The organism is Actinocorallia longicatena, assembly GCF_039534125.1.
Lineage (GTDB): Bacteria > Actinomycetota > Actinomycetes > Streptosporangiales > Streptosporangiaceae > Actinocorallia > Actinocorallia longicatena.
Genome location: NZ_BAAAUV010000010.1, coordinates 120,332 through 134,823 on the forward strand (window position 1 = coordinate 120,332; position 14,492 = coordinate 134,823).

The following is a 14,492-nucleotide window of genomic DNA, read 5'->3' on the forward strand; positions in this document are numbered from 1 at the left end:
GGTCGGGTTCGGGGTAGCCAGCTGCGGAAATTCCGCACGCGACCGAGAAAGGAATCCCGCCGGGCCGGGCTATTTCAATCCGTCGAGCAGCTGCTGATGGAGATGGTCTGTCAGCGTAGCCGGGGTGGGATTGCTGTAGAACACACGGACCGGAACGTGCAGGCCCGTGGCCGTCATGAGCTGGTTGCGGATCTGCAGCGCGCTGAGCGAGTCGAGCCCGAGCTCGAAGAACGAGTCCTCCGCCTGGATCGCCTCGCGGTCGGCGTGGCCGAGCACGGCCGCCACCCGGTCGCGGATCACGTTGAGGACCAGCAGCCGCTGCTCCGGCCGATCGAGCCCGGTCAAGCGGTGCGCCAGCCCTGGCCCGCCGTCCCCCGCGCCGGTGGCGGTGCGGCGGATCGCGGGTACCAGTCCCGCCAGCAGCGGGGGAAGCTGTCCCGTGCCGGCCTTGGCGCGCAGCGCGGACCTGTCCCACTCCGCCGCGACGACGTGCGTGAAACCATGGCCGACGGCGGCGTCGAACAGCGCGCAGGCCTGGCCGGGCGCCATGCCCACCACGCCGTCGCGGCGCAGGCGCTCCCGCTCGGCGTCGGTGAGATGCGCGACCATGTCGCCGGACTGCGCCCACAGCCCCCACGACACTGACAGAGCGGGCGATCCGCCCGCCCTCCGGTGCGCGGCGAGGCCGTCCAGGAACGTGTTCGCCGCGGCGTAGTTCGCCTGGCCCGGACCACCGAGCGCGCCCGACGCCGAGGAGCACAGCACGAACATCGGCAGATCAAGATCGCGGGTGGCCTCGTGCAGGTACCAGGCCGCGTCGGCCTTGGCGGCCAGCACGGTGTCGAGCCGTTGCGGTGTCAGCGACTCCACCACGCCGTCGTCGAGCACACCGGCCGCGTGGATCACTCCCGTGAGCGGCAGGTCATCGGGCATCTCGGCCACCAGGGCGGTCACCGCCTCCCGGTCCGAGACGTCGCAGGCCACCACGTCGACCAGGGCGTTCAGGTCCGCCAGCTCCTCTTTGATCCGTTCGGCTCCCGGCGCGTCCGGTCCTCGCCTGCTCGCCAGGACCACCCGGGCCGCCTTGTGCTCGGTCACGAGATGGCGGGCCAGCACCGCCCCCACGCCGCCGGTGCCCCCGGTGATCAGGACCGTGCCGCCCGACAGCGGCGTCGTCTTCTCCGGCCCGTCCGGCGAGGGCGGGACGGCCCGGGACAGCCGCGCGGCGTACAGGACACCGGCGCGGCTCACCAGCTGCGGTTCCCGCGCGGCCAGGGCGGCCGCCAGCAGCGGCTCCAGCCCGGATGCCCCGGTTTCAATGTCGATGTCGGTGTCGGTGTCGATGAGGACGATCCGGCCGGGGTGCTCCGACTGCGCCGACCGCACGAGGCCCCAGACCGCCGATCCGGCGAGATCACCGACCTCACCGTCCGGCGACGCCATCGCACCGCGGGTCACGATGGCCAGCACCGTCTTGGGAAACCGCTCGTCGGCCAGCCATTCCTGCACCACCCGCAGGGCCCGATGGGTCGCCTCGTGCGTCCCCCCGACCACGTCGCCTTCGACGGGCCGGGCGGAGAAGACCACCGCGTCCAGGGATCCGGCGGCTTCGTCGCGCTCCGTCCAGCGCCGCCACTCCACCTTCTCCGCGCCCGGTCCCGAGGTCACCGGCGACCATGTCACCTCGTAGAGGCCTTCGGGTGTTCCGGCTGCTCCGGCCGCGGTGAGCTGCCGCATGGAGATCCGCCGTGTCATCAGGGACCGCACCGACAGCACGAGCCGCCCGGTCTCGTCGGCGACCTGTACCGAGACGGTCTCCGGCTCGGCCGTCGGCGCTATCCGGGCACGCAGCACCGGGGCTCCAGCCCCGTGCGACCGCACACCTTCCCAGGAGAACGGCAGCCGGACCTCGGCCGGGTCGCTCGAGAGCAACCCCGCGTGCAGGACGGCGTCCAGCAGCGCCGGGTGAAGGACGAAGCCGGTCTCCCGCTCGACGCCCGCCGGTGCCCGCACCTCGGCGAAGATCTCCTTGCCGCGCCGCCACAGGGCCTTCAGCCCCTGGAAGGCCGGGCCGTATCCGTATCCGCGCGACGCCAGCTCCGCATAGGCGCCGTCGAGGTCGACGGCCCGCGCCCCGGCCGGCGGCCACCGGGTCAGGCCCAGGGCCGCGACGGTGGCGTGCTCGGAGGTCAGCAGGCCTTGCGCGTTCAGCGTCCAGGCCTCGCCCGCGCCGCCGAGCCGTGAATGGACGGTCACCGTACGGCCGTCCGCGAAGTCCTCACCGACCGTCACGCGGAGATCCACCGAGCCATGCGGCGGGACGACCAGCGGTGCCTGGAGCGCCAGTTCCTTCACCACCGGACAGCCGGCCCGGCCACCGGCGTGGACGGCGAGCTCCACGAGGGCGGCACCGGGCAGCAGCACCTGCCCGAACACGGCATGGTCGGCGAGCCAGGGAAGGGTGTGCGCGGACAGCCGTCCGGTCAGCAGTACTCCGCCGGAGTCGGGGAGCTCCACGATCGCGCCGAGCAGGGGGTGCCGTGCGGCCTCCAGTCCGAGCGCGGCCGCACCGCCGGGCGCCGCCGATCCCTTCAGCCAGTACCGCTCGTGCTGGAAGGCGTAGGCGGGCAGTTCCACGGTCCGGCCGCCTGCCGAGGCGAACATCCCCTTCCAGTCGACGGGCACGCCAGCCGCCCAGGCCTGGGCGGCGGAGGTGAGGATCTGCTCCTGTCCTCCGCGGTCCCTGCGCAGGGTGCCGATGGTGGTGACCTCTCCGCCCAGATCGTCGACGGTGTCCGCCACCGCGGCCGCCAGGACGGGGTGCGGGCTGGACTCGATGAACGTCCGGAATCCCTGGTCGTGCAGGGCGCGAACGGACTCCTCGAAGCGCACGGTCCGGCGCAGATTCTCGTACCAGTAGCCGGCGGTCAGCTCCCGGGTGTCCAGCCAGTCGCCGGTCACCGTGGAGAAGAACGGTATGGTGCCCGCTCGCGGTTCCACCGGCGCGAGCCGCTCGGCCAGCAGCTCGCGGACCTGCTCGATGTGGGCCGAGTGGCTGGCGAAGCGGGACTCGATCATCGACGTGCGGACACCGCTCCCGGCGAGATCGGCGAGGAGGGCGTCGAGCTCGTCCCCCACCCCGGCGACCACGGTGGACAGGGGACCGTTGATGCCGGCGATGGACAGACCCGGATACTTGCCGGCGATCCTGCCGCGTAGGTCCTGGGCGGAGAGCCCGGCCCATGCGGTGCCGCCGCTTCCGGTGAGTTCGGACAGGGCCAGGCTGCGCAGGGCGGTGACCCTCATCGCGTCCCGCAGTGACAGTCCGCCGGCGACGTGGGCCGCCGCGATCTCGCCCTGCGAGTGGCCGATCACCGCGCGCGGGGTCACGCCCATCGATCGCCAGAGGGCGGCGAGCGATACCATGACCGAGAAGAGCACGGGCTGGAGCACGTCCACGCGTGCCGCGGAGGGGGCGTCCGGCCGTCCGGCGAGGACGTCGGGCAGGGACCAGTCCACGAACTCCGTGAGGGCTTCGGCGCAGGCGCGCATGGAGCCGGCGAACACCGGTGAGGAGTCCATCAGGTCGCGGCCCATGCCGATCCATTGCGATCCCTGGCCGGGAAACACCAGGGCGAGCTTCGCGGTGGTGGCGGTCCCGGTGGCCGCTCCGGGCGGCAGCCCGCCGGTGGCGAGGGTCCGCAGGTCGGCCACCATCGCGTCGTGGTCGGTTCCGGTGACCGCGGCGCGCAGCCGGAACGCGGCGCGGGTGCCGAGCGTGCGGGCGACGTCGATCGGGCGCGTCCCCGGGTGCCGTTCGAGATGGCCTGCCAGCCGGTCCGCCTGGGCGGCGAGCGCGTTCCGGGTCTTGGCGGCGAGCGTCCAGGTGACCGGCAGGGGGCCGTCGGGGACGGTGAAAGGAGCCGGGCGGTCCTCGTCGGGCAGTTCGAGGATGACGTGGGCGTTGGTGCCGCTGACGCCGAAGGAGGAGACGGCCGCCCTGCGCGGACGGCCCGTCTCCGGCCAGGACCGCTCCTCGGTCAGCAACCGCACAGAACCCGAAGACCAATCCACCTTCTCGGTGGGCGCATCCACGTGCAACGTCCTCGGCATGACCCCGTGACGCATCGCCTGAATCATCTTGATCACACCACCCACACCCGCAGCCGCCTGCGTATGACCGATGTTCGACTTCAACGAGCCGAGCCACAACGGCTCGCCTTCACGGCCGTTCCCATAGGTCGCGAGTAATGCCTGAACCTCGATCGGGTCCCCCAGGACCGTCCCGGTCCCATGGCCCTCGACCACGTCCACATCTCCAGGATTCAGTTCCGCATTCGCCAGCGCTTCCTGAATCACCCGTATCTGCGAGGGGCCGTTCGGAGCCGTCAGGCCGTTCGACGCGCCGTCCTGGTTCACCGCCGACCCCCGCACCACACCCCACACCCGACGACCCCCCGAACGAGCAGCCGACACCCGCTCCAACACCACAACACCCACACCCTCACCCCACACCGTCCCCCCAGCACCCTCACCAAACGACCTGCACACACCATCCACAGCCAACCCCCGCTGACGCGAAAACTCCACAAACGAACCCGGAGACGACATCACCGTCACACCCGCCACCACCGCCACATCACACTCACCCGAACGCAACGACTGCACCGCCCAATGCAACGCCACCAACGACGACGAACACGCCGTATCCACCGACACCGCAGGACCCTCCAAACCCAACACATACGCCACCCGACCCGACACCACCGAACCCAACACACCCGTCATGTGGCCCTCCAGATCACCTCCCCCCACGGCCTCTACGCCCTTGGCCCGAGCGGCCAGCCCGTAGTCCTGGCCGAAGACACCGGCGAACACACCGGTCCGCGAACCCCGCAGACCCAGCGGATCGATTCCGGCGTCCTCCAACGCCTCCCACACCACCTCCAAGAGCAAACGCTGCTGAGGATCCATCGCCACAGCCTCACGCGGCGAAATCCCGAAGAAAGCGGCATCAAAACCCGCCACATCATCAAGAAACCCACCCACCCGGACGTACGATTTCCCCGCCGCATCCGGATCAGGATCGAACAACCCCTCCACATCCCAGCCACGATCTGCCGGGAACCCCGACACCCCCACACCACCCGACGCCACCAAATCCCACAGCTCACCAGGAGAACCCACCCCGCCCGGGAACCGGCAGCCCATGCCGACCACGGCCACCGGTTCCGAGAGCCGTGCCGTCAGGGCGGCGTTCTGCCGGCGCAGGCGCGTGTTCTCGCTGACGGAACGGCGTAGCGCGCCGACGATCTCCTCCCTGGACGCGCTCACGACGAGCTCCCCTCCGTCCTGCGGCGGAGCCTCGGCCGGGTGGACTTCTTCATGCCCTGGAGCCGGGGTTCCAGATCGGCGACCGTCGGCGATTCGAAGATCGTCCGCACGGGTACCTCGATCCCCAGCACCTGTCCGATGCGTCCCACCAGCCAGCTCGCGCGCAGCGAGTGGCCGCCGAGGGCGAAGAAGTCATCGTCGATGCCGACCCGGTCCAGGTTGAGCACCTCGCGGAACAGCCCGGTCAGCAGCTCCTCGGCGGGAGTGCGCGGCTCCCGATGGCGGCGCGGCCCGAGGACCGGTTCGGGCAGTCCGTCACGGTCCAGCCGCCCCTCCGGGGTCTCCGGGAGTCGCTCCAGGAGCGTCACCGTGGCGGGCACCATGTGCTCTGGGAGGCGCTCCGCGAGGTAGGAGCGCATCTGGGCGGCCGTGATCGTCGTGTCGTCTTGCTGGACCACGTACGCGAACAGCCGCGTCTCCTCCTCAGCGTTCCGGGCGGTCACCGCGGCCCCCGCGATGCCGGGGTGCCCGCGCAGCACCGACTCGATCTCGCCGATGTCGACGTGGTAGCCGCGCACCGTCACCCGCGGGTGGGCCGGGCCGGAGTACTCCAGCCGCCCGGAGGCGCTCCACCGCGCCAGGTCGCCGGTCCGGCGCAGGCGACCGCCGGGTGTGCGGCCGACCGGATCCGCGACGAGCCGCGCCGCCGTGACGCCCGGAGGCTCCGCGTCCAAAGGCGCGTCGTCGGCGAGGTACAGCTCACCCACCACCCCGACGGGCACCGGCCGCAGCCCGGCGCCCAGGACGTAAGCCCGTGCCTGCGCCGGAACCCGTGCGGGGCCTTCGTACTCCGCGTCCCGCCCGTCGTTGAACCTTTCCACCACCAGTTCCCGTTCGGCCTGGTCGAGCAGCTCGACGGCGGCCAGCGGCATGTCCGGATCGCTGACGACGGCCTGGAGGATCCGGGCGAGCCGGGCCGCGTAACCGGTGACGGCGGCATCGTCGAACACATCGGTGCGGTACTTCAGGAACATGCGCAGCTCCGGATCCGCGGCGGCGATCACGGTGAGCGGGTAGTTGCTGCCGGCGATCGCCCGGAGCCCGGTCATCCGGATCTCGGCGACGCTTCCGGCGTCCATCAGCCCGGCCTGGTCGACGGGATAGGAGTCGAAGACGACCAGGGTGTCGAAGAGCGAACCCAGCCCGATCGCCCGGGCCGTCTCCGTCAGCCCGACGTGGTGGTGGTCCATCAGCGCGGCCTGTCGCGCCTGGAGATCGGTCAACAGGTCGCGGAGCGTCCGGCCCGGTGCGCACCGCACCCTCACCGGCAAGGTGTTGATGAACAGCCCGACCATGGCGTCGACGTCCTGGACGTCGGCCGGCCTGCCGGAGACCGTCGCCCCGAACACGACGTCTTCCCGTCCGGTCAGCCCGGCGAGGAGGATCGCCCATGAGCCGTACATGAGCGTGCTCATCGTGACGCCGAGTTCCGCGGCGCGCTGCGGCACCGCGCGGGCCTCTTCCTCGGTCAGGGGCACGTCAAGCTGCCCGATGCCCTGCACGCCGGTCTCGGAGATCAGTCGGCGGCCCGCCAGGGTGGTCACCTCGCCGACGCCGTCGAGCTCGCCGGTCCACGCGCGCAGCGACGCCGCCCGGTCCCGGTGCGACAGCCACTCCAGGAAGTCCCGGTAGCCGCGGAGCCTCGGCGGCGCCGCTTCGCCGCCCTCGGCGGAGTAGAAGCGCAGCAGATCCTGCATCAGGAGCGGCAGCGACCATCCGTCGAACAGGACGTGGTGCGCTGTCAGGATCAGCTCGAACCGGGCGTCGCCGAGCGACACCAGCATCAGGCGCACGAGCGGCGGGACGGCGACGTCGAAGGCGGCTTCGCGGTCGTCCGCGAGCAGCCGTGCGACCGCCGCCTCCTGGTCCGCCTCGGCAGACGCGGACAGGTCGACCACCCGCCAGGGCAGTTCGACGCGGTCCTGGACGAGCGCGAGCATGTCCCCCTTGGCGCCGGGGACGAACGCGCTCCGCAGGTTCGAGTGCCGGTCGAGCAGCGACTGCCCTGCGGCCCGCAGCCGTATCGCGTCGATCGGACCGCTGAGGTGGAACACGTACTGCATGTGGTAGGCGTCCAGGCCGGCACCGGCGAGGGCGGCGTGGAACAGCAGGCCGGACTGCATCTCGGTGAGCGGCCAGACGTCCACGAGACCGGGATACCTGGCCTCCAGGGCTTCCAGCTCCGGCTGCTCGATCGACACCATCGGCACGTCAGAGGGTGTCAAGCCGCCCGCACCGGGCTCCGCCACATGCCGTGCCAGACCGTTCAGCGCCCGGATCCACAGATCGGCCAGCTCGCTCACCGTCTCCCCGGCCAGGACGCCGGTGGGGAACGCGAACGTCGCGGTGAGCCGCGGCCCGTCGGGAGTGTCGACGACCAGCGCACCGATGTCGAGGGCGACGGTCACCGGCATGTCGGCGTCCAGGGCGGGGCTCACCTCCGGCATGTCGAACATCGGTGTCCAGCCGGCCCCGCGCAGGCTCTCCGGCAGGAGATCGCCGGAGAAGCGGCCCAGGTAGTTGAAGGCGATCTGCCCTGCCGGCAGCCGTGCCAGCTCCGGCCCGGTCTCCGGGTTCAGATACCGCAGCAGGCCGTAGCCGAGCCCCCTGCCGGGGACGGCGTGCAGCTGCTCCTTGATCGCCTTGATGACGCCGCCCGCGGCCGGTCCGCCGTCCATCGCCTCATCGAGATCCGCGTCGAGAGGGTCGAGCCGCACCGGGAACAGGGTCGCGAACCAGCCGACCGTCTGGGTGAGGTCCGCGCCGGGAATCGCTTCCTCTTCGCGTCCGTGGCCCTCCAGCCGGATCAGCACGGACGTCTCGGAGACGCCCGTGCCGCGCCGCCAGGACGCGACGGCCAGCGCGAGGCCCGCGAGCAGCCCGTCGTTCGCTCCCGCGTGGAACGCCGCGGGCAGGGTCGTGAGCACGGCCTCGGTCGCGGCCGGGGACAGCGTCACCCGCACGTGCTCGACGGAGGAGGTCACGTCGGCCGCCGGGTCGAGCGGGCGGGTTCCCAGCAGCGGATCGGGCCCGTCGGCGATCGCCCGCCACGTGGGCAGTTCGGCGACCCGGGAGGGCGAGGCCGCCTCGTCGGCCAGCGCGTGCGCCCACCGCCGCACCGAGGTGCCCACCGCAGGCAGGGTCTGCGCCCGTCCCAGGCGGACGCGGCTCCACGCGGTGGCGAGGTCGGGCAGGATGATCCGCCAGGAGACGCCGTCCATGACCAGATGGTGGGCGACCACCGCCAGCCGGCCGGGACGCCCGGGGCCGTGGTCGAACCAGACGAGCTGGAGCATCACCCCGGCGGCGGGATCCAGCCGGTCGGCGGCGGCGTCGAGTTCGGCGGCGATCAGCGGGCCGAGGTCTTCCGCCTCTCCGGTGAGCTCCACCCGGTGCAGCAGCGCGCCGGCCGCCACCGCGTCGGGCGCGGCCGCCTCGAGCCCCGTTCCGCGCTCGTCGGTCACGAGCCGGGAGCGCAGCACGTCGTGCCGGTTCAGGACCGCTCCGACGGTGGCGAGCAGGCCGATCCGGTCGATGCCGAACGGCAGCTCCAGCACCATGGTCTGGGTGTATCTGGAGATGGGGCCGCCGCCGTCGACCAGGAACCGTCCGATGGGCAGGAGCGGCATCCAGCCGCGTCCGCCGCCTTCCAGCTCCTCGAGCACGGGGCGCTGTTCCTCGCGGCCGGCGATCTCCGCCAGGTCCGCGACGGTCCGGTGCCGGAACACGTCCTGCGGAGAGAGGACCAGGCCGAGGGTCCGGGCGCGGGCCACGACCTGGATGGACCGGATGCTGTCTCCGCCGATCTCGAAGAAGTCGTCGTCGACCCCGACGCGCTCGGCCCCGAGCACCTCGGCGAAGACGGCGGCCAGCAGCGCCTGACCGCTGTCGGCCGGTGCGCGGAACCGCCGGCTCTCGAACACCGGTGCGGGAAGGGCGTCGCGGTCGAGTTTCCCGTTCGGCGTCAGCGGCAGCCGGTCGAGGACCACGAACGCCGCGGGCACCATGTACGAGGGCAGCCTGGTGGCCGTGAACTGCCGCATGACGCGCGGATCGATCGTGGTCGCGGCGAAGTCGATGTCGGTCCCGCCGTCCCCGGTGGCCCGCGTCCGCGGGGAATCGGCGGATCCGGAGGGCGGGGCCTGGGCGGGCACGATGTACCCGATGAGCTGCTTGCCGGCCTCGGTGTCACGTGCGACGACCACCGCTTGGATCACCGACGGATGCGCCAGCAGCACCGTCTCGACCTCGACGGGCTCGATGCGGACGCCGCGCACCTTGACCTGCGTGTCGGCCCGTCCGACGAACTCCAGGTCGCCGGAGTCGCGCCAGCGGACGAGGTCTCCGGTGCGGTAGAGCCTGCCGCCGGGTTCGTCGGCGAACGGGTCGGCGACGAAGGCGGCGGCGGTCGGCCCCGGCATCCCGAAGTAACCCCGGCCGACCGCGTCGCCTGCGACGTACAGCTCGCCCACCACTCCCTGGGGCACCGGGCGCAGTCCGGACCCGAGCACGTAGGCCCGGACGGTGCCCAGCGGCATGCCGAGCGGAATCGATCCGGGGCCCGAGTCCTCCCGTCCGGTGATCGTGTGCGAGGAGACGTAGAACGTCTCCGACTGCCCGTAGGAGTTGACGACCCGGGTGTCGGGCCACATGCGGCGCACCCGGTCCGCCAGCGCAGTGGACAACGCCTCACCGGCGAAGACGATCGTCTCCACCCGGACCCGGTCGGTGAGCTGGTCGGCCATCTCGGAGAAGACCGAGGGCACGCTGAAGACCACACCGCCCGAGTAGGACTCCCGCTCGGCGAGCACCAGGACGTCGCGCACGATCTCGACGCAACCGCCGCTCGACAGCGTGGCGAACAGCTCGAACGCCGAGACGTCGAAGGACACCGAGGTCGCCGCCAGCACCCGGGTGCCCGCCGTGATCCCCACCCGCGCGGCCAGCTGGCCGACGACCGCGACCACGTTGCCGTGGGTGATCCCCACACCCTTGGGCACACCGGTCGACCCCGAGGTGTAGATCACATACGCCAGGTTCCCCGGGGCGACGACCGGCAGGACGGACGGCGAAGGCGCATCGGCGGACTCCGTGTCGTCGATCCGCAGCCGCGGAACGTCCGAGGAGGGCAGGATCTTCTCGGTCTCCTCCGCGACCAGCAGCAGGCGGGGCCGCGCGTCGGCGAGCACCAGGTCCAGCCGCCTGCTCGGATGCCGGGGGTCGATGGGAAGGTGCACCCCGCCCGCCTTCAGCACCGCGAGCACGCCGACCACCAGCTCGATCGAGCGGGGCAGGGCGACGGCCACCACCACCTCGGGGCCGACCCCCGCCCTCAGCAGCCGGGCCGTCAGCCGGTCCACCCGCGCGCTCAGCTCTCCGTAGGTCAGTTCGCGGCCTTCGTGCAGCACGGCCGCGGCTCCCGGCGCCGCCGACACCTGGGCGTCGAACAGCTCCATCACCGTCGCCGCGCCGTCCGGGGCGTCGGCGAGCGGCACGTCGTTGTACTCCCGCATCACCTGGTCTCGCTCACCGGGGAGCAGGACGTCGACCGCTCCGGCGGTCAGGTCCGGATTCCGCACCACCTGCTCGAGCACCCGGACGAACCGGGCGGCGATCGACACCGCGGTGTCGCGGTCGAACAGGTCGGTCGCGAACTCCAGGTGCCCGGCGAGGGCCCGCTCGCCTGAAGGCGTCTCCACCTCGTTCATCGTCATCATCAGGTCGAACTTGGCCGTCCCGGTGACGGCGATCTCCGTTCCCCAGGTCATGCCGGGGAGCTCCGGGTCGGACCAGCCGATGTTCTGCAGGACGAACATCACCTGGAACAACGGGTGGTAAGCCGTCGAACGGTCGGGGTTCAGCAGTTCGACGAGCCGGTCGAACGGGGCGTCCTGATTCTCGTACGCAGCCAGGGCCTTGTCTCGCACGCGACGCAGCACCTCGCCGAACGCGGGATTGCCGGACAGGTCCACCCGCAGCACCCAGGTGTTGACGAAGAATCCGACCAGTTCGGCCAGCCCGTCGTGGTTGCGTCCCTCGATCGGCGATCCGATCACCACGTCGTCGCCGGCGCCGAGCCGGGACAGGACGATCGCGAACGCCGCCTGCAAAACCATCGACGGTGTGGTCGCCCGCTCCCTGGCCAGCCGTTCCAGCGCGGCCAGCACAGCGGGTTCGAGCTGGAAGTCGACCATGTCGCCCTGGTGACCGGCCTGCGGCGGCCGCGGCCGGTCCAACGGCAGGGTCAGCGGCTGGACGAGATCCGCCAGCTCGGTGCTCCAGTAGTCCAGTTGCCGCGCGAGCAGGCCGGCGGGATCGGACTCCTCACCCAGCGTGCTCTGCTGCCACAGCGTGTAGTCGGCGTACTGCACCGGCAGGGGCGCCCACTGCGGCTCCCGGCCGGCCCGCCGTGCCCGGTAGGCGACCGCCACGTCGTGCGCGAACGGCACGAGGGAGGCGCCGTCACCGGCGATGTGGTGCATGACCATCGCGAGCAGGTAGGTGCCGGGAGCGTCGGTGAGGTGGAACAGGCTCGCGCGCAGCGGGATCTCGGCGGTCAGATCGAAGTGGTGGCGCACCACCCGCTGGGCGGCTTCGGCCGCGTCCGCCGAGGCGACCTCGCTCACCGGCAGGGGGACCCGCACCTCCCCGGCCGGGAGGATCCGCTGGAAAGCCACGCCGTTCTCGTCCTCGGCGAAGATCGTGCGCAGGCTCTCCTGCCGGGCGACGACATCGGAGATCGCTGCGTTCAGCGCGCCGACGTCCAGGTCACCCGACATCCGGACGACCAGCGGGATGTTGTAGGTCGCCGAGGCTCCCTCGTAGCGGTGGAAGAACCACAACCGGCGCTGGGCATAGGAGAGCGGCACTCGGTCCGGACGCTCCACGGCGATCAGGGGCGGCTGGGCGACGGCGTCGGAGAGGTGGTCCACCAGTTCGGCGACCGTCGGCGACTCGAAGATCGCACGGAGGGGCAGGTCGGCGTCGAGGACGGCCCGGACCCGTCCGGCCAGTTTCGTCGCGCGCAGCGAGTCCCCGCCGAGCGCGAAGAAGTCGTCATCGATGCCGACCTGGTCCACCCGGAGCACCTCGGCCATGATCCCGGCGAGGATCTCCTCACGCCTGGTGCGCGGAGCCCGATAGGGCGTCCCCGCGGACTCGGGCGGGGGGAGGGCCTTCCGGTCGAGCTTGCCGTTCGGGGCCAGCGGCAGCCGGTCCAGGACGACGAATGCGGCGGGCACCATGAAGTCCGGCAACCGGGAGGCCGCGAAGCGCCGCAGCTCGTGCGGTTCGAGCGGGGTGACGGCGCCGTCACCATTCCGGGCGAGCACGAGGTAGGCGACGAGCTGCCCACCCGCGGCGGTGCCGCGGGACAGCACCACGGCCTGTGCCACCGCGGGATGCGCCGACAGCGCGCCCTCGATCTCGGCGGGTTCGATGCGGACGCCGCGCACCTTCATCTGGGTGTCGGCACGGCCCACGAACTCGAGGTCGCCGAAACTCTCGGGGAGTTCCTCGAGCACATCACAGGCGACGTCCTCGCGGAGCCGCCAGCGGACGAGGTCTCCGGTGCGATAAAGCCTGCCGCCGGGTTCGTCGGCGAACGGGTCGGCGACGAAGGAGGCGGCGGTGAGCCCCGGCAGGCCCAGATAGCCGCTGCCGATCCCCTCTCCGGCGACGTACAGCTCGCCGACCACGCCCACCGGCACCGGCCGCAGCCCGGGGCCCAGGACATGGGCGCGCACGCAGTCCAGCGGCTCGCCGATGGGTATCGCCCCGGACGCTCCCTCGGAGGCCGCTTCCACCGGGTAGGTCGAGACGTAGAAGGACTCGGACTGGCCGTAGGAGTTCAGGATTCGGGTGCCGGGCCACATCTTCCGGACCCGGTCCACCGTTCCGGCCGTCAGCGCCTCGCCCGCGAACACCACCGTGTCCACCTCGACCCGGTCCGCGAGCTGATCGGCCAGCTCCGCGAACACCGAGGGAACGGCGCAGATCATGCTCCCCGACCACCGCTCGCGCTCGGTCAGCTCCAGCAGGTCGCGCACGATCTCCACGCATCCGCCGCTGGTCAGGGTCGAGAACAGCTCGAAGACCGACACGTCGAAGGCCACCGATGTCGCGGCGAGCACCCTCGATCGCGCCGAGATCCCTGCCCGCCCGGCCAGCTCCCGCACGACCGCGGCGACGTTGCCGTGGGTGATGGCCACGCCCTTGGGAACGCCGGTGGACCCGGACGTGTAGATCACGTAGGCGTGGTTCCCCGGACGCACCCGCGGCCGGATGCCCTCCCGGTCGCCGGCGAGGGCGCCGTCGCCGACGCGCAGCCGGGGGACGCCGTCTGCAGGCAGCACGTCCTCGGTCTCCTCGTCGACGAGGATCAGCGCGGGGTTCGCGTCGGACAGGACGAGGTCCAGGCGCTGACCGGGATATCGCGGGTCGATCGGCAGATAGGCCCCGCCCGCCTTCCACACGGCCAGCAGGCCGACCACGAGCCGGGCCGAGCGCGGCAGCGCCACGCCCACCAGCACGTCCGGGCCCACTCCCGCGTCCATCAGCCGGCGGGCCAGTGCCTCCGCCCGTGCGTTCAGCTCGCGGTAGGTCAGCTCCTCCCCCGCGCACACCACCGCGACGGCCTCCGGCGTCGCCGCGGCCCGCCGTTCGAACAGCGGCACCACCAGGGCTCCGGCCGATGGCCCGCCCTCCACCCGGATCCGCGGGTCCTTCATGACCGCCCGCAGGCAGGCGGAGAACCCCTCGGCCAGCTCCGACTGCTCCGGGCACACCTGGTCGCCGATCACGCGAACGCGCCTGGAAGGCAGCCAGAGGCACAGGTCTCCGTCCGGGTCGAGGCCGAGCCTCCAGGAACCCCCGTGATGACCTCCGGGGGCCACGCCCCGCGAAGCGCGCAGGGCGGCGCTGACCGCCACGGCGAGTTCCGTGAAGCTCTCGCCGATCTCGACCCGCACGGGAACGACGGTTTCCGAGGCTCCTTCGGACAGCCCGAGCATGAATTCCGATCGCCCGAGTTCCCCGTGCAGAAAGGTCACTAAGGCGGCGATCAGGAATTCTTCTCGCGTCACCCCGATGGATTCGGC

General features: G+C 71.9%; 2 protein-coding genes. Both read right to left on the minus strand.

Going from position 1 to position 14,492, the window contains the following annotated elements:
* Nucleotides 1-69 precede the first annotated feature (69 nt).
* Nucleotides 70-5,334 (minus strand): type I polyketide synthase, encoded by a 5,265-nt coding sequence (locus tag ABD785_RS21540; protein ID WP_425547801.1) that lies wholly within the window; start codon nucleotides 5,332-5,334, stop codon nucleotides 70-72.
* Nucleotides 5,331-14,363, minus strand: a complete 9,033-nt coding sequence (locus tag ABD785_RS21545; protein ID WP_344831150.1) for an amino acid adenylation domain-containing protein — start codon at nucleotides 14,361-14,363, stop codon at nucleotides 5,331-5,333. The genes ABD785_RS21540 and ABD785_RS21545 overlap by 4 nt, the downstream gene beginning before the upstream one ends.
* Nucleotides 14,364-14,492: the final 129 nt, after the last annotated feature.